Here is a 22,774-nt window from a genome sequence, read left to right as displayed (position 1 = left end):
CCCCGCAGATTCCCTGCCCTGCCCACAGGTCTTGTAGCGCAACAAACCAAGACTTACGCAGCCCGGCGTCGCGGGCGCCGTGGCTGCGAGCAACCTCGATGCGCCCGAGGGAATCCGTAGGAGTCGCCGAAGGCGAGGACGAGGATGACGACGGGGCAGTCCGGAGCGAACGCTCCGGACCGCAATCGTGGGCGCGAGCAGCCACGGCGACCGCGGCGTCGGGCGGCCCACGAAGAACTTACATACGCACGCACGAAGATATCTAGCACGCATACCTGCGAAGACCCAACGCAGGCGACTACGAACGAACCATCATTCCCGTCAAAATAATCACTAACATGCCCAAAATAATCACATTAGCAATACCACCCTCCCCCTGAAACATTCGCCTAGAATGTCCCCCCACCAGTAACCCCCCGCCCGCAAACCCATCATGCCCGACACTCCCACCAGCGCCATCGCGTACGGCCTGGCCACGTTGGCCGCCGACGGCGCCATCCTCGACACCTGGTATCCGCGTCCCTCCCTGGCCGACAACTCCCCGGCCACCGGCACGCGCCATCTGACCCCGGAAGAGGCCCGCGCCGCGCTGGGGGAACACGTTGCCACGGCGCTTGTGCGCGACACCCGCCGCAAAGTCGATATCGTTGCGGTGCGCACCGCGATCTCGTCGCTGGACGAGCCGCCCGTCGACGCGCATGACGCCTACCTGCGGCTGCACCTGCTCAGCCACCGGCTCATCCGCCCCCACGGCGCCAATCTGGACGGCTTGTTCAACGTGTTGTCGAACGTCGCCTGGACCTCGGCCGGCCCTTGCGCGGTGGATCAGGTGGACGCGCTGCGCTGGCATCTGCGCGCCAGCGGGCAGGTGCTGGAGATCCGCGGCGTGGACAAGATTCCGCGCATGACCGATTACGTCGTGGCTAGCGGCGTGCGCATCGCCGACACCGCGCGGGTGCGGCTGGGCGCGCATTTGTCGCCCGGCACCACGGTGCTGCATGAAGGGTTCTGCAATTTCAACGCCGGCACGCTGGGCGCGTCGATGGTCGAGGGCCGCATCAGCGCGGGCGTCATCGTCGACGACGGCACCGACATCGGCGGCGGCGCGTCCATCATGGGAACCATGTCCGGCGGCGGCAAGCAGGTGGTTTCCATTGGCAAGCGCTGCCTGCTTGGCGCCAACTCGGGCCTGGGGATTTCGCTGGGCGATGATTGCGTGGTGGAGGCCGGTTGCTACATCACGGCTGGCACGCGGGTGCTGACGCCGGAAGGCGCGGTGGTCAAGGCGGTGTCGCTGGCCGGCCAGCATGGCCTGCTGTTCCGCCGCAATTCGCAGACCGGCGCGGTGGAGACGCTGGTGCGCACCGCCGCCTGGGGCACATTGAATCCCGATCTGCACGCCGGGCACTGAAGCAAAAATGGCCGCATCTCAGCGGCCATTTTTACTTGAAGCGGCGCCCGGTGCGCCGCGTTGCGGGAACCTCCCGCTTCAGGCGTATTCCGCCGTCTGACCCAGCTGGTCGTAAACCAGATTCACGAACAGGTCGGAACTGAGCATGCGCGTGACGGGGCACGAGAAAACCGCTTTGCCGCTGTCGTCCTGCAGGCTGATGGTGTCGGTCCAGTCGTTCAGGTCGATGCGCAAGAGCGACTCGTACGGCCAGGCGGCGGCGCCGATGTGCAGGCCCTGCGCGGACAGGGAGAGCTCGCGCGTTTCCAGGTTGGGAAATTCGCCGCCCACGATATAGCGGAACGTGGCGCGCGCGCCTTGTTCGGTCAGCGCTTCCAGCACGGGCAGGCGTTGCGCGACGTAGTGCGAGCGGAACGCATCGAGGAATTTGCTGAATTCGTCGACGTGGGACGCGAGGGTCCATGGGCCTTCTGTGCGGCTGCGATAAGCCAGGCTGTCGACCGGACCCGCCGCGTCCGGCCCGGCGGCGAACAGCAGAAGGTCCTGGATGTCCGCGAATGCGGTGTAGCTGCGGGCGCCGCCTTGCTGGCTGACAACACCGTCTTCATGCAATTCAAAGCAGTCAGGGGAATTCCCTGTGCGCGTAAACACCGCCAATGCGTTTGAGGCCTGCGGGGTTCGGCTATCGGTCATGCAACTTCCTTATTGAGTTGGGGTGCTTTCGCGGCCCAGGACGTCGCAAAGTCATGCGATCCGTATTCTCCCCCATATGAGCAATACGTGCTTGATGCCCCTTGTTTCCAGAACTTTCCAGCGGCTCATTCCCCGGGCGGGATCGGCGCAAAGGGATAGTGGTTCACGTCGCCGCGCCCCGCGATGATGGCGGTGGCCTCGGGCACTTCTTCCCAGGCGCCGGGCATTTCGGACAGCGGCTCGGACAGCAGCAGGAAGGCGTCATCGTCCAGCGAGGCGATCTGCGGATTGTCGGGATAGAGTTCGCGCAGGTGCCGCACGCAGGTGTTGTGGAACAGCGTGCGCGAATCGCCTTCGCTGGAGTAGCGCACCGCGATCAGGCGCTCGCCGTCCAGGGCGCAGACCGTCATGTTGATGGGCTGCGCCACGCCGTGACGCCGGCCGGCCTCTTCGACGGCGCCCACCATGCGCGCGATGGCCTTGATCGGATCGTCGTCCAGGCCGAACGTCAGCGCCAGCAGGAACATCACCTCGGAATCCGTGGAGCCTTCCAGCGACCCGAAATACGCGGGCGCGATCATCAGCATCAGATCGCGCCGGATCAGGGGATAGTCGCGGATGAGCCCGTTGTGCACGAACAGCCATTGGCCATGGCGAAATGGATGGCAGTTGGTTTCCTGGGCGGGCGTGTCGGTAGCCGCGCGGATGTGCGCGACGAACAAAGGCGCATGGATGGCCCGCGCCGCTTCGCGCAGGTTGCGGTCGTTCCAGGCCGGATGCACGCTGCGATAGCGGAATGGGGGCTCCAGGGGCCGGCCTTCCATGGGCCTGCCGTACCAGCCCAGGCCGAATCCGTCCCCGTTGGTGGTGGTGGCGCCAAGACGGGAATGCAGACTCTGGTCGATCAGAGAGTGCCTGGCCTTGAAAAGCACGCTCTCCATCTGCAGGGGACTACCGGTGTAAGCCAGCCAGCGGCACATGATGCGCTCCTTCGATCCGGGATCAGCCCAGTGTAGGAGCGGCCCGTGCGCGCTACAAGCCCGCGCGATTCGCCCCTACTTCTTCAGCAAGGCCTTGAGCATCTCCATGCGTTGCTTCGGACTCATGGCGGCCGTGGCCTCGTCTTCCTGCACGCGGACGTCGCCCAGGCCCATTTCCTCGATGAAACGCGACGGTTCACGCACCAGGTCTTCGCGCGCACGCCGGCGGCGCTTGCACCAGCTGAGATTCAGGCTGCGCTGGGCGCGCGTGATGCCCACGTACATCAGGCGGCGCTCTTCCTGGATGCGCGTGGCCAGGTTCTCGGCGGCGCGCGCCGGGTCCCCGACCTCATCGTCCTTGCCCAGGTGCGGCAGGAGGCCCTCTTCCACGCCCGCCAGGTACACGTGCGGATATTCCAGTCCCTTGGACGCGTGCAGGGTGGACATCTTGACGGCGTCGGGCTCTTCTTCCTCGCCGCGCTCGAGCATGGTGACCAGCGCCACGTGCTGCACCAGGTCGAAGAGCGTCATGTTGTCTTCCTCGGCCTTGCGCTTGAGCCAGCCGGTGAGCTCCAGCACGTTCTGCCAGCGCGTCTGGGCCGGCCGTTCCTCGAACAGCTCGAACAGGTGGCGCTCGTATTGGATGGCTTCAAGCAGGTCGTCCAGGATCGCGCCGGCCGGCTCAGCGGGCGCGGCGTCCTTGCCGGATGCGGCGCCGCGGCCGGCGCGCCACTGCATGCGGCGGATGAACTCCGCGAACGTGCGCAGCTGCTCGAGCTGACGGGGCGCAAGCTGGGTCTCCACGCCGGTCTCGGCGACGGCGGCCAGCAGCGAGATCTCGCGGCTGGCCGCGTACTGGCCCAGCGCCTGCAGGGTCGCCTGGCCGATGCCGCGCTTGGGCGTCGTGGCGGCGCGGATGAACGCCGGATCGTCGTCGTCGTTGGCCAGGATGCGCAGATAGGCCAGGATGTCGCGCACCTCGGCCTTGTCGAAGAAACTCTGCCCGCCGGAAATCGTGTACGGGATCTTCAGATTGCGCAGCGCCTGCTCCAGGATGCGCGACTGGTGATTGCTGCGGTACAGGATGGCGAAGTCCTTCCACTGCGCCTGGCGTTCAAAGCGCGAGGCCGATACCTTCATGGCGATGGACTCCGCTTCCTGTTCCTCGCCGTCCATGGCCGACACCAGGATGGGTTCGCCCACGCCCAGTTCGGACCACAGCTTCTTTTCGAACAGCTTGGGATTCTTTTCGATCACCTGGTTGGCGGCCGCCAGAATGCGCTGCACCGAACGGTAGTTCTGCTCAAGCTTGATGAGCTTGATGTTCGGGTAGTCGGTGGTCAGCTTGGCCAGGTTCTCGATGGTGGCGCCGCGCCAGGCGTAGATGGCCTGGTCGTCGTCGCCCACGGCGGTGAACATCGCGCGCGGGCCCGTCAGCAACTGCACCAGGCGGTACTGGCACACATTGGTGTCCTGGTATTCGTCCACCAGCAGATAGCGCACGCGGTTCTGCCAGCGGGTGCGCACTTCCTCGTTGCTGGCCAGCAGCTGCGCGGGAATGCGGATCAGGTCGTCGAAGTCCACCGCCTGATAGGCGGCCAGGGTGGCGGCATAGCTGCGGTAGACGTTGGCGGCCTCGACGTCGCCCGGCGTAATGGCCTCGCGCGCGGCGTCGTCGGGCTCGAGCAGCGCGTTTTTCCACAGCGAGATGATGCCTTGCACGTGGCGCAGGCGGGCCTTGTCGGTGGTGGCCAGCAGTTCCTGGATGATCGCCATCGCGTCGTCGGCGTCCAGGATCGAGAACGTGGGCTTCAGGCCGGCGTTGCGGGCCTCTTCGCGCAGCATCTTCACGCCCAGCGAGTGAAAGGTGCTGATGATCAGGCCCTTGGACAGCTTGCGGTCCACCAGCGTCTTCACGCGCTCGTCCATTTCGCGCGCGGCCTTGTTGGTGAAGGTCAGCGCGACAACGTTGCGGCCCATGTAGCCGCATTCGCGCAGCAGATAGGCGATCTTCTGCGTGATCACGCGCGTCTTGCCGCTGCCCGCGCCGGCCAGCACCAGGCACGGGCCGTCCAGGTAGAGCGTCGCCTCCCGCTGCGCGGGATTCATGCCATGGCCTATCGGTTCGCTTGCGGACATTGGAGAGTCAGGTCGTCGTGCGTCGCGGCGGCCATGCCCTGGCGGCCGGCAAGCGTGAGGCTTGCGGCCGCCTGTCGGCGGACCGGGAAAACGCGAGAAAAAGGGGACGGGCGCAGCCGCCGCGGCGGGTCTGCCGCGCCGGTGCAATAGAGGAAGAAGATCATAGAACAATCGGAATGATGGCGCACCGGACGGGCGCCGCCATCAGATTTCCAGCGGATCGACTTCCAGCTGCCAGCGTACGCGGGCTTCGTTGGCCAGGTATGGCAGGTGGTGCGACCAGGACGACAGGAAAGCCTGCAGGGCCGGCCGGCTGCTGCTTTCCGCCAGCAACTGCGCGCGTTCGATGTTGGCCACGCGCACCACGCGCAGCGGCACGGGGTCGTAGAGCATTATCGCGTCCATGCCCGGGAAATCGGCCGCCCATTCGCCCTCGGGCAGCACGCGCGCCTGCTCAAGAAAGGCCTGCGCGACCTTGAGCTCGCGCGCTTCGGCGGTCAGCAGCGCCTGGTAGACGAACGGCGGCAGGCCGGTGCTTTCGCGTTCATGCAGGGCATGGCGCGCAAAGCCGGCGTAATCGTGGCGCAGCAGGGCCTGGTAGACCGGCTGTTCGGGATAGCCGGTCTGGATCAGCACTTCGCCGTTGCCCTGGTGGCGGCCGGCGCGGCCGGCCACCTGCATCAGCTGCGCGAACAGGCGCTCGGGCGCGCGGAAGTCATGCGCGAACAGCATGGAATCGGCATTCAGCACGCCCACCAGTCCCAGGCGTGCGAAATCGTGGCCCTTGGCCACCATCTGCGTGCCCACCAGGATGTCGACCTCGCCCGCATGCACCGAGGCGAACAGGGCCTCGGCGCTGCCCTTCTTGCGCGTGCTGTCGGCGTCGATGCGCAGAATGCGTGCCTCGGGGAACAGCTCGGCCAGATGCTCCTCCACGCGCTGCGTGCCGCGCCCCATGGGCGCCAGGTCCTGGTCGCCGCATTCGGGGCAGGCGCGCGGCACCGGGGCCTGATACCCGCAATGGTGGCACTGCAGGCGATGGCCGCGGCCGTCGGTGCGATGCAGCACGGTAAAGGCGGTGCAGCGCGGGCAATTGCTGACCCAGGCGCAGGACTGACAGTGCAACACGGGCGAATAGCCGCGCCGGTTCAGGAAGATCAGCGACTGTTCCTTGCGCTCCAGGCGTTGGCCGATGGCGTCGATCAGTTGCGGCGACAGGCCCTGCTTGAGCTGCAGCCGGCGGGTATCCACCAGCCGGATCGACGGCAGCGTGCTGGATCGAGCCCGGCCCGGCAGGGTCAGGCGCAGGTAGCGGCCGCGCTCGGCGTGATGCCAGGTTTCCAGCGACGGGGTGGCCGATCCCAGCACCACCGGGATGTCCAGGTCATGGGCGCGCCACACGGCAAGATCGCGCGCCGAATAGCGCAGGCCGTCCTGCTGCTTATAAGACGCATCGTGTTCCTCGTCGACCACGATCAGGCCCAGTTCGGTCATGGGCGCGAAAATGGACATGCGGGTGCCCAGCAGCATGCGGGCCTGGCCGCGCTGGGCGCGGGCCCAGGCCTGCAGGCGTTCGCCGTCGGACAGGCCGCTGTGCATTACCGCCAGCCCATCCGGGCCCAGCAGCGACTCCAGTCGGGCGCGCAGCGCGCCTTCCAGCTGCGGGGTCAGGTTGATTTCGGGCACCATCAGCAGCACCTGCCGCCCGGCCGCCAGCACCTTTTCGGCGGCGCGCAGATAGACCTCGGTCTTGCCGCTGCCCGTCACGCCGTGCAGCAGCACAGGCTTGAACTTGTCCAGGGCGACAATGGTGTCGACGGCCTCCTGCTGGGCATCGTTCAGTTCGGGCGGCTGGTCGGCCGTGGCCGGCGCACGCGCCGCCTTGCGCTTGCGTCCGTCCAGCCGAGCCACGGGGCCGCCAGCCGACCGCTTGCCCTGGTACGCCGTCGGCTTGCGCAGGGGCGGCGGCAGCGTGGGCAGCATCACTTCGCCCAGCGGCCTCTGGTAATAGTCCGCGGCAAAACGGGCCAGCCGCAGCCAGTCGTCGTCAAAGGGGGGCAGGTCATCCAGCACGGTCTCGATCGGCCGGATCTGTTTGGGATCGAACGAAGGTTCGGCCGGATTGTCCACCACCACGCCGATCATCTTGCGCCGGCCGAACGGCACGATCACGCGCAAGCCGACCGTGACGGGCACATCGCTGCGGTAGTCGAAGGGGCCCGGCAGGGGCACGTCCAGCGCCACGCGCACCCAGCAGACCGCTGCGGAATCCGCGATCAGGGGTGCGTCAGACATGGAGGTTCGGCGAAATCATGTACGGAAAAAGTACTATCTGAAAGGATGAGGCGCCAGCGCCGCCACGGCCTGGGGATTTTCGCCCCCAGCCGGAAGCTACGCTGTCAGCCCCTGTGGATAACTTTGGGGAAAAGGCCGGGGCAACATCAGAAATTGCAATATGGCAAGAATGCTCAAACTATTGCATCCCTGTTGATAAATCGTATTTTTGCTTTAAAAACAGCAGTATACGAAGGCTTTCGAGATTGTAAACCAGCTTATAAAGGGTTTTCCCCAGGCCAAAATTTATTGTGCACAAGTCCCCGGCCCGGCCTTGCCGCTTCGGCCCTTGGGGCCGAAGCGTTCACTCACTTACCCGCGCAGCGTGCGGCTGTACTGGTGGACTTCATCGACCAATTCGGCTACGGCCTCTGGCGGAGTAAAGCGCGAAATGCCATGTCCCAGATTGAAGACGTGACCGCCCTTGCCCACCGGCCCGAACGCGTCCAGCACGCGGCGCGCTTCAGCGCGGATGGCGCTGGCTCCGCCGAAGAGCGCCATGGGATCCAGGTTGCCCTGGAAGGCGACGGCGTCGCCGGTGCGCCGGCGGGCAGCCGCCAGGTCCACCGTCCAGTCCAGGCCCACGGCATCACTGCCGCAAGCCGCGATGTCTTCCAGCCATTGCCCGCCACCCTTCGTGAAGACGATCACCGGCACGCGCCGGCCTTCGTGCTCGCGGGTCAGGCCAGCCACCACCTTGCGGGTGTAGGCCAATGAAAATTGCTGGAACAGCCCGTCTGCGAGCACGCCGCCCCAGCTGTCGAACAGCATCACGGCCTGCGCACCCGCGGCAATTTGCGCGTTCAGGTACTGCCGCGTGGCCTCGGCGTTGATTTCCAGGATGCGATGCAGCAGGTCGGGGCGCGAATACAGCAAGGTCTTGATCAGGCGGTAGTCGTCGCTGCCCTTGCCTTCGACCATATAACAGGCGATGGTCCAGGGGCTGCCGGCAAAACCGATGAGCGGCACCTTGCCGTCCAGGTTGCGGCGGATCACGCCGACGGCGTCAAAGACATAGCGCAGCTTGTCCATGTCCGGCACCTCGAGGCGTGCAACATCATCTTCGGTGCGGATGGGATGGGCAAAGCGCGGGCCCTCGCCTTCGGCGAAATCCAGGCCCAGGCCCATGGCATGGGGCACTGTCAGGATGTCCGAAAAAAGAATGGCCGCATCCAGGTCGTAGCGCTCCAGCGGCTGCAGCGTCACTTCCGAGGCGTAGTCCGGGTTTTGCGCCAGGCCCATGAAGGAGCCGGCGCGCGCGCGCGTCGCGCGGTATTCAGGCAGATAGCGACCCGCCTGGCGCATCAGCCAGATGGGGGTATACGGCACGGGTTCGCGCAGCAGGGCGCGCAAGAACACATCGTTCTTCAAACGGGGAGCAGACACGGCTAACCTCGGCGATCGGAAGCCGTGAGTTTACTTCCCCTGGCTGACAAGGCGGGCGCGCGCGGGAATCCCGGCTTGAGCGGACGCAATCCCGGTGCGCCGATGCGTCATGGGGCGATGCGACCCGGGCGCCGGGCCCGTCGCTATTCGCCCGCGCCCGCGCGCCCTTCCGCCTGCGCCAGCGCCGCGTCGCGGTAAGGGGCGGCCTTGATGTCGTGTTTGCGCATCAGCGCCCAGAAGGCGCGCCTGTGCTTGGCGCAAGCCCGTGCGGCCTGCGCCACGTTGCCCCCATGCCGCGACAGCGCATGACGGATGTATTCGCGTTCGAATCCGTTCACCACTTGCGCCTTGGCCGCCCTGAAGGACTCCTGCGCCGTGGTCCGCCGGTACTGATGCCGCAGGCTGCAAAGCGCCTGTTCGACGATTTCGGCCGATACCCTGGGCCGGGCGGGCGCTGAAGGCCCGGTATCCGCCGCCGGCGCCGGCGCGCCCAGATACCGGGCCGGCCGTTCCTGGACGCCGTCGGCGGCGGCCGCCCCGCGCGCGGTGGCCAACCGGTACAGCCGCACCCGCAGGCTTTCCAGGCAGGCCGGCTGGGCGATGAAGTCCGCTGCCCCCAGCGTAAGCAGATCCAGGATGGCTGGCGCCTTGACGTCGTGGATCAGGAGCAGGATGGGGGTGCCGAGCGCGCTGCGGGCCTGCTGGAGCGCCATGCGGGTCCATGCGAGCGAGGACGGCGCCACGGGCAGGATGCACCCGTCGTAGCGCCTGAGCGCCACCGCCAGGCGGGCCAGCGCTTCCGGCGCGGCGGCCGGGCCATCCGCGCCGCCAGGGCCGGGGTGCGGCGCAAACGGCACCGGATGCAGGCGCACACGGGCAAGTCGAGCCTGATGGCTATCAATCCAGGCGGCCATCGACCTTTCGTGGCCGGGCGCCAGCAGCACCCCGCAATCCAGCATGTCTCGCACACCGCCCTCCCCTGAATTCGCATCTCAAGACTGAAGGCTACTGTTGCAAGACGCGCCCGCCTATTCGTAGTGAACGCATTACGGCGAGCCGCGGGCGCGGCGCCATTGCGAAGGAAAACCGGCCGCATGAAAAAAGCGGCCCGCAGGCCGCTTTTTTCAAGTCCGGGGCGAACCCCGGCGTACCGCAATGCCGCTTAGTGCGAGCGTCCGCCTTGGCGCAGCTTGCGCGCCGCGATGGCTTGCGCAGCCAGCATGGCGAGCTCGGCTTCGACAACCGCGATGTCGGCCTTGTCCTTGGCGTTCGCCAGGGCCAGTTCGGCCTTCTGGCGCGCTTCCAGGGCGCGGGCTTCGTCCAGGTCCGAGGCACGGATAGCCGTGTCGGCCAGGACCGTCACGCTGCCCGGCTGAACTTCCAGGATACCCCCGGCGACGAAGATGTTTTCCTCGCCTTGGTCGGCACGAACGATCTTGACCGTTCCGGGGCGTATGCGCGAGATCAGCGGGGTGTGGCCGGGCAGAATGCCCAGTTCACCCGACTCGCCAGGCAGAACCACGAACTTCGCCTCGCCGGTGAAGATCGCTTCCTCTGCGCTGACCACATCCACATGCAGGGTAGCCATATCGGTTCCTTATTGCAGTTTCTTGGCCTTCTCGAAGGCCTCGTCGATCGAACCGACCATGTAGAAGGCCTGTTCCGGCAGGGTGTCGCACTCGCCGTTCACGATCATCTTGAAACCACGGATGGTTTCGGCCAGCGGAACGTACTTGCCGGGCGAACCGGTGAACACTTCAGCAACGTGGAACGGCTGCGACAGGAAGCGCTGGATCTTGCGCGCGCGGGCCACGGCCTGCTTGTCTTCCGGCGACAGTTCGTCCATGCCCAGAATCGCGATGATGTCGCGCAGTTCCTTGTAGCGCTGCAGCGTTTGCTGCACGCCACGGGCAACGGCGTAGTGCTCTTCGCCGACGACTTGCGGGTCGAGCTGGCGGCTGGAGGAATCCAGCGGGTCCACGGCCGGGTAGATACCCAGTGCGGCGATGTCACGCGACAGCACGACGGTCGAGTCCAAATGCTGGAAGGTCGTGGCGGGCGACGGGTCGGTCAAGTCGTCCGCAGGGACGTACACGGCCTGGATCGAGGTGATCGAGCCGGTCTTGGTCGACGTGATGCGCTCTTGCAGCTTGCCCATTTCTTCGGCCAGCGTGGGCTGGTAGCCCACGGCGGAAGGCATACGGCCCAGCAGTGCGGACACTTCGGTACCGGCCAGCGTGTAGCGGTAGATGTTGTCCACGAAGAACAGGATGTCGCGGCCTTCGTCGCGGAACTTCTCGGCCATCGTCAGGCCGGTCAGCGCCACGCGCAGACGGTTGCCCGGGGGTTCGTTCATCTGACCGAACACCATCGCAACCTTGTCCAGAACGTTCGACTCTTCCATTTCGTGGTAGAAGTCGTTGCCTTCACGGGTACGCTCACCCACGCCGGCGAACACCGACAAGCCGCTGTGCTGCTTGGCGATGTTGTTGATCAGTTCCATCATGTTCACGGTCTTGCCCACGCCGGCGCCGCCGAACAGGCCGACCTTGCCGCCCTTGGCGAACGGGCACACCAGGTCAATAACCTTGATGCCGGTTTCCAGCAGTTCCACCGACGGCGACAGTTCGTCGAAACGGGGAGCCGGCTGGTGAATGCCGCGCTTTTCTTCGTGCTGGATCGGGCCGGCTTCGTCGATGGGACGACCCAGCACGTCCATGATGCGGCCCAGCGTGCCGGTGCCGACGGGCACCGAGATCGGGGCGCCCGTGCCCGTGACCTTCATGCCGCGGCGCAGGCCGTCGCTGGAGCCCAGCGCAATGGTACGCACCACGCCGTCGCCCAGCTGCTGCTGCACTTCCAGCGTCAGACCCTTTTCGGCGAACGAGGAACCCTCGTCGGCCAGAGTAAGCGCTTCATAGATCTTGGGCATTTGATCGCGGGGGAACTGAATATCCACCACGGCGCCGATGCACTGAACGATGGTTCCGTTGCTCATGTCGATTCCTTGCTTGATAGCTTTTGACGGGATGCTGCCTGCCTTAAACGGCGGCAGCGCCCCCTACGATTTCCGAAATTTCTTTGGTGATCGCGGCCTGACGGGTCTTGTTGTAGACCAGTTGCAGATCGCCGATGACCTTCTTGGCGTTGTCCGACGCCGCCTTCATGGCGACCATCCGGGCCGACTGCTCCGAAGCCATGTTCTCGGCCACGGCTTGGTACAGCAGGCCTTCAACGTAACGCTGCAGCAGGTCGTCGATCACGCTACGGGCGTCGGGTTCGTAGATGTAATCCCAGCTGTATTCCGACTTCACTTCCGAGGTCTTGGCCAGGCTTTCGGCGCCCGTTTGATACGGATCTTCCAAACCGCTGGCCAGGGGCAGCAGACGCAGGAACAGCGGCTCCTGCTTCATCGTGTTGACGAAGCGGGTCGAGGCCACGTACAGCGCGTCGATGCGGCCTTCCAGGTAGGCGTCCAGCTGCACCTTGATCGCGCCCAGCAGGCGGTCGAGTTGCGGCTTGTCGCCCAGTTGAACTTCCTGGGAAACCAGTTTGGCGCCGATACGGGTCAGCACACCCACGCCCTTGTTGCCGAAAGCGGTCGCTTGCACGGCGATGCCGTTTTTCTCGAACTCTTTCAGCTTGGCCAACGTCACGCGGGTGATGTTGGTGTTCAAGCCGCCGCACAAACCCTTGTCGGTCGTCACCATGACCACGCCGACCGCCTTGATTTCGCGTTCGACAAGGTACGGGTGGCTGTACTCGGGATTGGCCTGCATCAGGTGCGCAGCAATCTCGCGCACCTTGGTGGCGTACGGACGGCCAGCACGCATCCGTTCCTGCGCTTTGCGCATCTTGGATGCGGCGACCATTTCCATCGCCTTGGTGATCTTGCGCGTGTTTTGCACGCTCTTGATCTTGGTTCGGATTTCCTTAATTCCGGGCATTGCGCTTTCCTGTGAAGACTGGCCGATGGGTTCCGCTCGCGCCTCAACCATCCGGGAAGGATGGGTGAGGCGCCTGGGACGCCTAACCCATCACTTTCTTAAAAAGCACCGTGCTTCTTGAATTCCTGGATGGCGGTGGCCAGTTCGGCCTCGTCGTCCTTGGACAGTTCCTTGGTGTCTTCGACGCGCTGGATCAGGGCCGCATGCTTGGCCTTCAGTTGATCCTTCAGCGACTTCTCGAACGACAGCACTTGGGCCACGTCCACGTCATCCAGGTAGCCGTTGTTGACCGTGTACAGCGTGACGGCCAGTTCCCACACCTGCAGCGGCTGGTATTGCGGCTGCTTGAGCAGTTCCACGACGCGCTTGCCGCGTTCCAGCTGGCGACGGGTCGCGTCGTCCAGGTCGGAGGCGAACTGCGCGAAGGCGGCCAGTTCACGGTACTGCGCCAAGTCGGTACGGATACCGCCGGACAGCTTCTTGACGACCTTGGTCTGGGCAGCGCCACCGACGCGGGACACCGAGATACCGGCGTTGATTGCGGGGCGGACACCGGCGTTGAACAGGTCGGTTTCCAGGAAGATCTGGCCGTCGGTGATCGAGATCACGTTGGTCGGAACGAAGGCCGACACGTCGCCTGCCTGGGTTTCGATGATCGGCAGCGCGGTCAGCGAGCCGGTCTTGCCCTTGACGGCGCCTTCGGTGAACTTCTCGACGTACTCTTCGTTGACGCGAGCAGCACGCTCCAGCAGACGCGAGTGCAGGTAGAACACGTCGCCCGGGTAGGCTTCGCGGCCCGGCGGACGGCGCAGCAGCAGCGAGACCTGGCGATAGGCCCAGGCTTGCTTGGTCAGGTCGTCATAGACGATCAGGGCGTCTTCGCCGCGATCGCGGAAGTATTCGCCCATCGTGCAGCCGGCGTAGGCGGCCAGGTACTGCATGGCGGCCGAGTCGGAAGCCGAAGCGGCCACGACGATGGTGTATTCCATCGCGCCGTGTTCTTCCAGCTTGCGCACCACGTTGTTGATCGTGGAAGCCTTCTGGCCGATGGCGACGTACACGCAGGTGACGCCCTTGCCCTTCTGGCTGATGATGGTGTCGACAGCCACGGCAGTCTTGCCGGTTTGGCGGTCGCCAATGATCAGTTCGCGCTGGCCGCGGCCGATGGGGACCATCGAGTCGATAGCCTTGATGCCGGTTTGCAGCGGCTGCGACACCGAGCGGCGGGCGATAACGCCAGGCGCCACTTTTTCGATGATGTCGGTTGCCTTGGCGTTGACCGGACCCTTGCCGTCGATCGGCTCGCCCAGCGTGTTGACCACGCGGCCTTTGAGTTCCGGACCAACCGGGACTTCCAGAATGCGGCCGGTCGTCTTGACCTGGTCGCCTTCGGAAACGCCGGTGTAGTCGCCGAGAATAACGGCGCCGACGGAATCGCGCTCAAGGTTGAGCGCCAGACCGAAAACGTTGTTGGGGAATTCGAGCATTTCGCCCTGCATCACGTCCGACAGGCCGTGGATGCGGGTAATACCGTCGGTCACGGACACGACGGTGCCCTGAGTACGGACATCAGCCGAAGCGCCCAGGCCCTCGATGCGGCTCTTGAGCAGTTCGCTGATCTCGGAGGGATTGAGTTGCATATTGACTCCTGGAATCCTGTTAGTAGCCTTAAGCGGCGAGCTGATCGCGCATGCGGACCAATTGGGCTTGTACGGAAGTATCGAGCACCTGGTCGCCGACGGCCACGCGCACGCCGCCGATCAACGACGGGTCGACGGTAACGCTGGGCTTGAGCTTGAGGCCGAATTTTTGTTCAAGCGCGGCGACCAGATCCTTGACCTGGGCATCGCTAAGCTCGAACGCGCTGGTGATTTCCGCCTGCGCCGTGCCGTCGTGACGATTCCGCAGCGCGACGAATTGCGAGGCGATCTCGGGCAGCAGCAGCAGCCGGTCGTTTTCAACCAGCAGCTCGATGAAATTGCGGGCGGCTTGCGGCAAATCGGCCTTGATCAGGCCGGTAAACAGGTCGACGCGCTGCTTGTCGCCCAGACGCGGGTCGGCCATGGCCTCGCGCACGTCGGGGTTGGCGGCGACCTGGGACAATTCGCTGACCAGGTCGGCCCAAGCCGGCAGGCCGGCCTTGTCGTCGCGCGCTGCGCTGAAGAGCGCTTCAGCGTAGGGCCGGGCAACAGTGGAAAGTTCAGCCATGACGGTCCCGGATTAGAGCTGCGCGCGGAGCTGGTTCAGCAGCTCGGCGTGTGCGCGGGCGTCAACCTCGCGCTTGAGGATCTGTTCAGCACCCTTGACGGCCAGCGCGGCAACGTCGTCGCGCAGCGCTTCACGGGCGCGCTGGACTTCCTGCGCGGCATCCTGGGCAGCCTGCGCCACGATGCGGGCGCGTTCGGCTTCCGCTTCGCGGCGGGCCTGCTCGATCAGCGAGGCGGCTTGTTTTTCGGCCTCGATGATGCGTGCGTGGTTTTCGGACTTGGCAGAAGCCTCGATCAGACTGACGCGCGCCTGGGCTTGAGCCAGGTCGGCTTTGCCCTTCTCGGCGGCGGCCAGGCCGTCGGCGATTTTTTGGCGGCGCTCGTCCATCGCCTTCGTCAGGGGAGGCCACACGAATTTCATCGTGAACCAGCCCAGAACGAAGAACACGAGCATCTGGAAAATGATCGTCGCGTTCAGATTCACGGTCGTTCCTTTAACACCTTGCGGCTCCGACCGCACCCGGAAAGGGGCGTCGCGGAGCACTCGATACTTTGCTGACCGGCGATGGAGCGCATGCCCTCATCGCCGCCAGCGTCATGACCCACCTATTTGCCGGCGGGCGGTGCCTTAGCCGACGAACGGATTGGCGAAGGCGAACAGCATGGCGATACCCACGCCGATCAGGAATGCCGCGTCGATCAGGCCAGCCAGCAGGAACATCTTCGTTTGCAGAGCGTTCATCAGTTCAGGCTGACGAGCCGAGGCTTCCAGATACTTGCCGCCCATCAGTGCGATGCCGATGCAAGCGCCGATAGCGCCCAGACCGATGATAAGACCGCATGCGAGGGCAACGAAAGCGACGTTGGTCATGACAACTCCTTGGTTAGAAATCTGAAGTCAAAAATTGAAAAATAAGAGGTACTGCTCAATGCAAGATAATCTTGCTATCCAGCGCCGGCCGGGTGGCCGACGCAGGAAATTCGGGGGATCAGTGGCCTTCGTGAGCCTGGCCGAGGTAAACCAGCGTCAGCATCATGAAGATGAAGGCCTGCAGCAAGACGATCAGGATGTGGAAGATCGCCCAGATGGAACCGGCCAGGATATGGCCGAAGCCCAAGCCGATGCTGGCGCCGTTGAAGCCGGTCCAGGCGCCGCCCAGGAGGGCGATCAGCATGAAAATCAGTTCGCCGGCGAACATGTTGCCGAACAACCGCATGCCCAGCGAAACCGACTTGGCGGCGTATTCGATGAGGTTCAGCAGCAGGTTGAACGGAGCCAGGACGACGGCGCCCAGGCCATGCGCATGGAACGGCGCGGTGAACAGTTCTTTGACGAAACCGCCCGGCTTCTTGATCTTGATGCCGTAGTAGAACATCAGGAGCAGCACGCCCAGCGACATGCCCATCGGCACGTTCAGGTCGGCGGTCGGCAGAATGCGGTGGTAATAGAGAGGATCGCCGTGCTCGGCGCCCAGGCCGGTCAGGCGCCAGATGGAGGGCAGCAGGTCGACGGGCAGCAGGTCGAGCGCGTTCATCAGGATGATCCAGAGGAACACGGTCAGGGCCAGCGGGGCGATGAAGAGACGGCTCTTGGCGTTATGGACGATGCCCTTGGCCTGGTCGTCGACCATGTCGACGATCATTTCCACGAAGGCCTGGAAACGCGACGGAACGCCGCTGGTGGCCCGGCGCGCGGCGCGCCACAGGAAGAAAATGACGATCAGGCCCATCAGGCCGGACCAGAACAACGAGTCGTAATTGATGATGTCGAACTGAGCAATAGCGCTCTGTTTCTCACCCGTATTGTTCAGATGCACCAGGTGATGCTGAATATACGCGGATTGAGGCGACACGTCGCTGGCAGCAGCCATTTGAATCCTATCCTATTTGCTGTATGCCCGGCCCTTGCGAACCGGACGATTCCACGATTTCGTTTGCCGCAACTTACTCGGCGCTATGACAGCCTGCGAAACATCAAAAGCAGAAGATAGCCTTTCAATGTGAGTATCAGGCCGAGCAGCGCGGCAGGCCAAACCAGCCAATCCTGCGCCACACGCGAAAGCAGCCACAACAGCAATGCCGTTGCGAACAACTTGATCAACTCACCAGAGAGAAAGGTAAAGGGACTGGCCTTACCGGCCCGCACGCTGACAGCCAGGCGCAATGCGAACAACGCATTGGGTATGAAATACGCTCCTGCCCCCGCCAGCGCCGACCAACCTGCCGCCGCCCCTCCGACAACCCCCGCAATTACTGCCGCTGCGATCCCCATGGCGCCTTGCGCCGCCAATGCCAACAGGAGCCCGCGAGCCGCTTGAGCATTCAGCGCCGCGCGATCCGCGTCACTAAGAACCAGAACTTTATCCGCCATGTCTGAATCCAACATGCCTGGATCCAACACTTCCTGGTCCAGACTTTGGCCCAAGCTTTGCTGCATGGAGTTCTGCCGCATCAAACTTCCCCGCTATACCTTGCCCCTGTGAGATCGACGCGCTTTCTAGGCGCATGTTTCTTATCCCGCAAGCGTCAAACCCGCAGAGTATAGCTTGATTCTTTTTACCCAAGCAAATGAACTTTCGGGGGTTTGTAAGGTGGCAACAACGCCCCGGACCGGGTCAAAAAAAAGGGGACGAGCAGGCCTGCCCTGCCGGTGCGCAAGCACTGGACACGCGCCTGAAAAAGCGCGCGGGCTCCGTCCGGAGGCCGCGCGCTGCAAGACGCGAAACGCTTAGTCTTCCTTGACCGGCGGAGGCGCCCACAACCCGTCCAGTGCAGTGTCCTGCGGCGAGTACAAGCGCAGGCTGAGCAGGAACGGGCCTTCAGCCACCGGCGTGCTCACCCAGTTGGCGCGCTTGGCTTCGCCAGGATCGCGGCGCTGGATGTAGATGTCCAGCGAGCCGTCGGCGTTGAACTTCAGGCCGTCGGTGCTGCGCAGCACGTAGCGGTTGGCCGGGTTCTCTGCGAAGCCGTACTTGCCGTTGTAGACGTGCAGCGACCAGAATGCGTTGGTGGGCGGCAGCTGCCCCTTGTCGAAGTGCAGCACATAGTCCTCGCTGGCATCGAGCGGACGTCCCTTGGAATCGGACACCGTCACGGGGTACAGCACGTCTTCCGGAGTCGGCGCGCCCAACCCGGCATAGGCGATGGCGGCGCGGCGCGAATAATCCGTGCCGTACGTGCCGATGCCCGACAGCACCGTGTTCCAGCCATTGATCGGCGTGCCCAGGCGGGAGACGCCATCGGCGATACGACGGCCAGCCAGGGGCTGCGCATCGGTCAGCGCCTGTTGCACCGCCGGACTCAGGCGGCCGTACGAGAACGGTTGGCGGTCATCCAGGCCGATGCGGCGCATGCGGTCGAGCATGGGCGTGTCGTTGGCATGCGGGGGATTGCTGCGCAGCGCGTCGAAGAACACGCCGAAGTACGTGGCGGCGTCCATGCCAGCGACCTGCTCGGCCGGCGTGCCGTCGGGCAACGTAGCCGGGGCGGGCGTTGGCATCGCTGCGCTGCCGATCGGCGCCGTGCCCACGCCGGGCCCGGTCTGCGGATAGGGGTTGCCGGCGGCGCGGCTGCGATTGGCCGTGGCTGGCGTCACCGGCGCGACCAGCGGCCGCGCCGTCATGCCCGACTGGATCTGGTTGACGGCGGCATAGTCCTGCGGACCGCCGGCCTGGGTCCAGCCGATGAGCCAGCCCATCGACGTCGGGCTGCGGATCACATCCACGCCCGCGGGCACGCTGCCCTGCCAGTTCGGACCGACGATGGCGAACGACTGCGCGCCAGGTCCGTTGGTGCGCGTGCCGCGGGACGCGAAGACGTCGCTCCACATGTCCAGGGCCGACAGCACGGTATAGCGGCCGCCGGTATCGGGCAGGTTGACGATCAGCGGCTCGCGCGACACGTCGAACCACAGGCTGGAGTACAGGGCATCGGCGCTGGGCCACGGCGTGTCGGCCGCGCGGGGATCCGGGAAGGCCGCCTTGTGCCCGAACTGGTTCATCGGCGCCTTGCCGTCCAGCGGACTCTGCACGGCGGTGGCCTTGCGGCGCGCCAGTTCCATCAGCACCATCGGATACGCATAGACGTAGGCGTCGATGGCGATGTCGCGCAATTCCTGTTCGCTCACGCGCGCGGCGGGCGCCTGCGCGGCCGGATACGGCGTCTCTGACACCAGCCGCAGGGTCGGTTGCGGCGATTGAGCCTGGGCGACGTTGAGAAAGCAGACGCTGAGCGCGCCGGCAAGCGCTGCGGTAGATAACCGGCGGGTAGCGATGGATGTACGCATGCAAGGCTCCTTCTTGGTTTTGTTTGCAAGCGAGCCGCCGCGCGGGACTTGGCCAGGTTGGTCAAGCCGCTCTGGCGCGGCACCTCGGGATGACGCTTACCCAGGATAGGGAAGAACGCTGCAACAAGGTGCTAGCCAGACGTTTCAAGGCGCAACGCCGCACGGGCGGCGCGCCGGACGAAAAAAACGCGCCCACAGAGGGCGCGCCGGCAAAATCTTCGACCGTATTGCAGACTGATCTGCTGGTAACAAGCCTTAACGGTGTTTGAAGTCAGGTTTGCGCTTTTCAGTGAATGCGGCCATGCCTTCCTTCTGGTCCTCGGTGGCGAACAGCGAATGGAACACGCGGCGTTCGAACAGCAGGCCTTCGTTGAGCGAGCCTTCGAAGGCGCGGTTCACGCATTCCTTGGCCATCATGACGGACGGCAGCGACATGGACGCGATCACCGTTGCAGCGTCCAGGGCCTCTTCCATGAGCTTGTCGGCCGCCACCACGCGCGACACCAGGCCGGCGCGTTCGGCTTCCTCGGCGCCCATCATGCGGGCAGTCAGCGCAAGATCCATGGCCTTGGCCTTGCCCACCGCGCGCGGCAGGCGCTGGGTGCCGCCAGCGCCCGGGATCACGCCCAGCTTGATTTCGGGCTGCCCGAATTTGGCGGTGTCGGCGGCGATGATGATGTCGCACATCATGGCCAGCTCGCAGCCGCCGCCCAGCGCGTAGCCGGCAACCGCGGCGATGACCGGCTTGCGGATGCGCTTGAGCGTTTCCCAGTTGCGGGTGATGTATTCGCTGCCGTACACGTCCATGTACGACCAGTCTTTCATGGCGCCGATATCCGCGCCCGCGGCGAAGGCCTTTTCGCTGCCGGTGATGACCACGCAGCCGATGTCGGCGTTCGCTTCGAAGGCCAGCAGCGCGGCGCCGAGCTCATCCATCAGTTGATCGTTCAGCGCGTTGAGCGCCTTGGGGCGGTTCAGCGTCAGCAGACCGACTCGGCCCCGGGTTTCGACCAGTACAAACGACTCGCTCATTGAATGTCTCCAGTAATAAGATATGAGCATGAAAAAACTAGATGCCGTACCTGCCATACTTTACCGCCTTGCGCCGCACGATCCCGCCGGCCACCGCTACCGGATAACCCTAACCGTCGACGCGCCCTCGCCCGCCGGGCAGCGCCTGTCCCTGCCGGCCTGGATTCCGGGCAGTTACCTCATCCGCGATTTCTCGCGCCAGATCGAATCCGTGTCCGCCTATTCGGGCGCGCGGCGCGTGAATGTCGACAAAATAGACAACCACACCTGGCAGGCCGCGCCTTGCGACGGTCCGTTGCGGGTGGAGTACACGGTTTATGCCTGGGACCTGTCGGTGCGCGGCGCGCACCTGGACGAAACGCACGGCTTCTTCAACGGCACCAGCGTCTTTCTGCGCGTGCATGGCCAGGATCACCTGCCCTGCCTGGTGGACCTGGCGCCGCCGCGCGGCATTGATGGCTGGAAGGTCTACACCAGTCTGCCGGAAGCGCAGGGCCACAAGGGCGCCGCCCGCCGCCACGGCTTTGGCCTCTATCTGGCGCCGGACTACGACGCGTTGATCGACCATCCTGTCGAGATGGGCACGCCGCAGGTGTCGCGCTTTATCGCGCACGGCGCGGAACATGAGCTGGTGTTCACGGGCGTCGCGCCCAACCTGGACCTGGCCCGCATCACGGAAGACGTGAAGAAGATCTGCGAGACGCAGATCGCGTTCTTTGAACCGCGCACAAAGCGCGCACCGTTCCTGGACAGTTCGGACCGCTATGTCTTCATGACGATGGTGACCGGCGACGGCTACGGCGGTTTGGAGCATCGCGCCAGCACGGCGTTGATGACGGCGCGCAAGGATCTGCCTGTGCTGGGACAGCAGGGTCAGGGCGATGGCTATCGGGGCTTTCTGGGCCTGGTGAGCCACGAGTACTTCCATACCTGGAACGTGAAGCGGATCAAGCCGGATGCGTTTACGCCGTACGACCTTTCGCAGCCCGACCTGACGCGCCTGCTGTGGGTGTTCGAGGGCTTCACTTCTTACTACGACGACCTGCTGCTGCTGCGCTCGGGTGCGATCACTCAAGCCGATTACCTGCGCCTGCTGGCCAAGACCATCACCAGCGTGGCGCGCACGCCGGGGCGTCACAAGCAGTCGGGGGCGGAGAGCTCGTTCGACGCGTGGACCCGCTATTACAAGCAGGACGAGAACTCGCCCAATGCGCTGGTCAGCTATTACACGAAGGGCGCGCTGGTGGCGCTGGGCCTGGACCTGCTGATCCGCCGGGAAACGTCGGGCGCGCGATCGCTGGACGACGTGATGCGCCTGCTGTGGGATCGCTATGGGCGCGATTTCTATCAAGGCAAGCCGCAGGGACTGCCGGAGGATGGGCTGCCGGCGCTGATCCTCGACGCCACGGGTGTGGATGCGCGCCGCTTCATTGCCCGCTACGCCTATGGCACCGCCGACGTGCCGCTGGCCGAACTGCTTGAACCGCATGGCGTGACGCTGCAATGGAAGACGGCCGCCAATATTCCGTCGCTGGACGTGCGCACGCGCAAGCAGGGCGATTCGCTGACGCTGGCGACGGTGCTGGAAGGCGGCGCCGGGCACAAGGGCGGTTTGTCGGCGGGAGATGTGCTGGTTGCGGTCGATGGACTGCGGGTGGATGCGCCGGCGGGGCTGGATCTGCTATTGGCGCAGTACCGGGCGGGGGATCGGGTGACTGTGCATGTGTTTCGGCGGGATGAGCTTAGGGCGTTTCGGGTTCGGTTGAGTGCGCCGGAGGCGTTGGAGTGTGTGTTGGTGGCTTGATCTGGGGCCGGAGCATGGGTTTTTAAGACGCCCGACGCGGCGTGGGCCTGGGCGGGCGGGGCTACGATTGCGGTCCGGAGCGTTCGCTCCGGACTGCCCCTTCCTCATCCTCGTCATCGCCTTCGGCGATTCCTTCGGATTCCGTCGGGCGCATCTACACGCCCCGCCCGCCCAGGCCCACGCCACGCCAGGCTCTTTCGGATTCAGCTTTACGGGCGCTGGGGCTGTTGGGGTTCTTCAGGTTCTCGCCAGCACTCGATTGGGTTAGGAGCGTCTTGCAGGGCCCGCCCCCGGCCGGCCGCGCGGGCGGCCTCTGGGGGCTTACGCGGTGTCTTGCGTCGGGGGGATGGCGCTGCGCGTGTGGCTGGGCGGTGGTACATCGCCGGTATCTGACCGATTTTCGACAGTGTCTGACACCCAGGTGAGACGGACCACAACTTGCGATGGCGTCTCAAGGGTGTCAGACACCGGCCGCAAGCGCGCGAGCGACCATCGCCCCGACGCCCAACCACCCATATGCCGCCGTGCCGCCGCCCGCGCGGCAGCACGGTGGCGC

The 22,774-nt window shown here is 64.9% G+C and carries 20 protein-coding genes; 3 read left to right on the top strand and 17 right to left on the bottom strand.

Annotation, left to right across the window (positions count from 1 at the left end; translation table 11 throughout):
* The first annotated feature begins 433 nt into the window (after positions 1–433).
* Positions 434–1,411, top strand: a complete 978-nt coding sequence (gene dapD / locus KYC_RS24455) for a 2,3,4,5-tetrahydropyridine-2,6-dicarboxylate N-succinyltransferase (RefSeq protein WP_008167512.1) — start codon at positions 434–436, stop codon at positions 1,409–1,411.
* 78 nt (positions 1,412–1,489) lie between these two features.
* Here dapD and KYC_RS24450 read toward each other — a convergent pair whose 3' ends face one another.
* The 16 genes from KYC_RS24450 to KYC_RS24375 form a co-directional block, all read right to left on the bottom strand.
* Complete coding sequence (locus KYC_RS24450; RefSeq protein WP_043519189.1) at positions 1,490–2,104, bottom strand: hypothetical protein; 615 nt, start codon at positions 2,102–2,104, stop codon at positions 1,490–1,492.
* Positions 2,105–2,229: 125 nt separating this feature from the next.
* Positions 2,230–3,084 carry a class II glutamine amidotransferase gene (locus KYC_RS24445; RefSeq protein ID WP_008167508.1) on the bottom strand — a complete coding sequence of 285 codons (855 nt, stop codon included), beginning with the start codon at positions 3,082–3,084 and terminating at the stop codon, positions 2,230–2,232.
* 75 nt (positions 3,085–3,159) lie between these two features.
* Positions 3,160–5,223, bottom strand: coding sequence for a UvrD-helicase domain-containing protein (locus KYC_RS24440; protein WP_043519188.1), 2,064 nt, complete (start codon positions 5,221–5,223; stop codon positions 3,160–3,162).
* 204 nt (positions 5,224–5,427) lie between these two features.
* The gene (locus tag KYC_RS24435) at positions 5,428–7,518 is read right to left on the bottom strand and encodes a primosomal protein N' (protein WP_008167505.1); all 2,091 of its coding nucleotides are present in this window, start codon (positions 7,516–7,518) and stop codon (positions 5,428–5,430) included.
* A 351-nt stretch (positions 7,519–7,869) separates the two neighbouring features.
* Positions 7,870–8,943 (bottom strand): uroporphyrinogen decarboxylase, encoded by a 1,074-nt coding sequence (gene hemE / locus KYC_RS24430; RefSeq protein WP_008167504.1) that lies wholly within the window; start codon positions 8,941–8,943, stop codon positions 7,870–7,872.
* A gap of 143 nt (positions 8,944–9,086) precedes the next feature.
* Positions 9,087–9,902, bottom strand: coding sequence for a helix-turn-helix domain-containing protein (locus KYC_RS24425; RefSeq protein ID WP_008167503.1), 816 nt, complete (start codon positions 9,900–9,902; stop codon positions 9,087–9,089).
* Between the two features lie 203 nt (positions 9,903–10,105).
* A complete protein-coding gene (locus KYC_RS24420; RefSeq protein ID WP_008167502.1) occupies positions 10,106–10,531 on the bottom strand; it encodes a F0F1 ATP synthase subunit epsilon in 426 nt (141 codons plus the stop codon).
* Between the two features lie 9 nt (positions 10,532–10,540).
* Entirely contained in the window at positions 10,541–11,941 is a 1,401-nt protein-coding gene (gene atpD / locus KYC_RS24415; RefSeq protein WP_008167501.1) for a F0F1 ATP synthase subunit beta, read from the bottom strand.
* A 43-nt stretch (positions 11,942–11,984) separates the two neighbouring features.
* The gene (gene atpG, locus KYC_RS24410) at positions 11,985–12,890 is read right to left on the bottom strand and encodes a F0F1 ATP synthase subunit gamma (protein ID WP_008167500.1); all 906 of its coding nucleotides are present in this window, start codon (positions 12,888–12,890) and stop codon (positions 11,985–11,987) included.
* A gap of 98 nt (positions 12,891–12,988) precedes the next feature.
* Complete coding sequence (gene atpA, locus KYC_RS24405) at positions 12,989–14,530, bottom strand: F0F1 ATP synthase subunit alpha (protein ID WP_008167499.1); 1,542 nt, start codon at positions 14,528–14,530, stop codon at positions 12,989–12,991.
* A gap of 28 nt (positions 14,531–14,558) precedes the next feature.
* The gene (locus KYC_RS24400) at positions 14,559–15,098 is read right to left on the bottom strand and encodes a F0F1 ATP synthase subunit delta (RefSeq protein WP_008167497.1); all 540 of its coding nucleotides are present in this window, start codon (positions 15,096–15,098) and stop codon (positions 14,559–14,561) included.
* A gap of 12 nt (positions 15,099–15,110) precedes the next feature.
* On the bottom strand, positions 15,111–15,581 hold the full coding sequence (locus KYC_RS24395) for a F0F1 ATP synthase subunit B (RefSeq protein ID WP_008167494.1): 471 nt from the start codon (positions 15,579–15,581) through the stop codon (positions 15,111–15,113).
* A gap of 144 nt (positions 15,582–15,725) precedes the next feature.
* Positions 15,726–15,968, bottom strand: a complete 243-nt coding sequence (gene atpE, locus KYC_RS24390) for a F0F1 ATP synthase subunit C (RefSeq protein ID WP_003815363.1) — start codon at positions 15,966–15,968, stop codon at positions 15,726–15,728.
* A 118-nt stretch (positions 15,969–16,086) separates the two neighbouring features.
* Positions 16,087–16,968, bottom strand: a complete 882-nt coding sequence (gene atpB, locus KYC_RS24385) for a F0F1 ATP synthase subunit A (protein WP_008167481.1) — start codon at positions 16,966–16,968, stop codon at positions 16,087–16,089.
* An 83-nt stretch (positions 16,969–17,051) separates the two neighbouring features.
* Positions 17,052–17,468 (bottom strand): ATP synthase subunit I, encoded by a 417-nt coding sequence (locus KYC_RS24380; protein ID WP_420796127.1) that lies wholly within the window; start codon positions 17,466–17,468, stop codon positions 17,052–17,054.
* A gap of 357 nt (positions 17,469–17,825) precedes the next feature.
* The gene (locus KYC_RS24375; RefSeq protein ID WP_008167479.1) at positions 17,826–19,382 is read right to left on the bottom strand and encodes a DUF1254 domain-containing protein; all 1,557 of its coding nucleotides are present in this window, start codon (positions 19,380–19,382) and stop codon (positions 17,826–17,828) included.
* Positions 19,383–19,471: 89 nt separating this feature from the next.
* Here KYC_RS24375 and KYC_RS29550 point away from each other — a divergent pair, with 89 nt between their 5' ends.
* Entirely contained in the window at positions 19,472–19,651 is a 180-nt protein-coding gene (locus tag KYC_RS29550; RefSeq protein WP_139026538.1) for a hypothetical protein, read from the top strand.
* Here the strand turns inward: KYC_RS29550 and KYC_RS24370 are convergent.
* Positions 19,638–20,414: an enoyl-CoA hydratase gene (locus KYC_RS24370; RefSeq protein WP_008167478.1), complete on the bottom strand. Its 777-nt coding sequence runs from the start codon at positions 20,412–20,414 to the stop codon at positions 19,638–19,640. The genes KYC_RS29550 and KYC_RS24370 overlap by 14 nt on opposite strands.
* Before the next feature lie 28 nt (positions 20,415–20,442).
* Here KYC_RS24370 and KYC_RS24365 point away from each other — a divergent pair, with 28 nt between their 5' ends.
* Positions 20,443–22,218 carry a M61 family metallopeptidase gene (locus KYC_RS24365; protein WP_043519190.1) on the top strand — a complete coding sequence of 592 codons (1,776 nt, stop codon included), beginning with the start codon at positions 20,443–20,445 and terminating at the stop codon, positions 22,216–22,218.
* Positions 22,219–22,774 lie beyond the last annotated feature (556 nt).

It is taken from the genome of Achromobacter arsenitoxydans SY8 (assembly GCF_000236785.1).
Taxonomy (GTDB): domain Bacteria; phylum Pseudomonadota; class Gammaproteobacteria; order Burkholderiales; family Burkholderiaceae_B; genus Achromobacter; species Achromobacter arsenitoxydans.
This window is presented reverse-complemented; position numbering and strand designations above follow the sequence as displayed.

What these genes read in the sequence shown, in the direction of transcription:
- KYC_RS29550 (WP_139026538.1), top strand. Translation starts at nt 19,472, where the DNA reads ATGACGCTTACCCAGGATAGGGAAGAACGCTGCAACAAGGTGCTAGCC.
- KYC_RS24380 (WP_420796127.1), bottom strand. Translation starts at nt 17,468, where the DNA reads ATGGCGGATAAAGTTCTGGTTCTTAGTGACGCGGATCGCGCGGCGCTG.
- atpG (WP_008167500.1), bottom strand. Translation starts at nt 12,890, where the DNA reads ATGCCCGGAATTAAGGAAATCCGAACCAAGATCAAGAGCGTGCAAAAC.
- KYC_RS24370 (WP_008167478.1), bottom strand. Translation starts at nt 20,414, where the DNA reads ATGAGCGAGTCGTTTGTACTGGTCGAAACCCGGGGCCGAGTCGGTCTG.
- KYC_RS24400 (WP_008167497.1), bottom strand. Translation starts at nt 15,098, where the DNA reads ATGGCTGAACTTTCCACTGTTGCCCGGCCCTACGCTGAAGCGCTCTTC.
- atpE (WP_003815363.1), bottom strand. Translation starts at nt 15,968, where the DNA reads ATGACCAACGTCGCTTTCGTTGCCCTCGCATGCGGTCTTATCATCGGT.
- atpD (WP_008167501.1), bottom strand. Translation starts at nt 11,941, where the DNA reads ATGAGCAACGGAACCATCGTTCAGTGCATCGGCGCCGTGGTGGATATT.
- KYC_RS24425 (WP_008167503.1), bottom strand. Translation starts at nt 9,902, where the DNA reads ATGCTGGATTGCGGGGTGCTGCTGGCGCCCGGCCACGAAAGGTCGATG.
- KYC_RS24420 (WP_008167502.1), bottom strand. Translation starts at nt 10,531, where the DNA reads ATGGCTACCCTGCATGTGGATGTGGTCAGCGCAGAGGAAGCGATCTTC.
- KYC_RS24450 (WP_043519189.1), bottom strand. Translation starts at nt 2,104, where the DNA reads ATGACCGATAGCCGAACCCCGCAGGCCTCAAACGCATTGGCGGTGTTT.
- KYC_RS24440 (WP_043519188.1), bottom strand. Translation starts at nt 5,223, where the DNA reads ATGTCCGCAAGCGAACCGATAGGCCATGGCATGAATCCCGCGCAGCGG.
- dapD (WP_008167512.1), top strand. Translation starts at nt 434, where the DNA reads ATGCCCGACACTCCCACCAGCGCCATCGCGTACGGCCTGGCCACGTTG.
- KYC_RS24445 (WP_008167508.1), bottom strand. Translation starts at nt 3,084, where the DNA reads ATGTGCCGCTGGCTGGCTTACACCGGTAGTCCCCTGCAGATGGAGAGC.
- atpB (WP_008167481.1), bottom strand. Translation starts at nt 16,968, where the DNA reads ATGGCTGCTGCCAGCGACGTGTCGCCTCAATCCGCGTATATTCAGCAT.
- KYC_RS24435 (WP_008167505.1), bottom strand. Translation starts at nt 7,518, where the DNA reads ATGTCTGACGCACCCCTGATCGCGGATTCCGCAGCGGTCTGCTGGGTG.
- KYC_RS24365 (WP_043519190.1), top strand. Translation starts at nt 20,443, where the DNA reads ATGAAAAAACTAGATGCCGTACCTGCCATACTTTACCGCCTTGCGCCG.
- KYC_RS24375 (WP_008167479.1), bottom strand. Translation starts at nt 19,382, where the DNA reads ATGCGTACATCCATCGCTACCCGCCGGTTATCTACCGCAGCGCTTGCC.
- atpA (WP_008167499.1), bottom strand. Translation starts at nt 14,530, where the DNA reads ATGCAACTCAATCCCTCCGAGATCAGCGAACTGCTCAAGAGCCGCATC.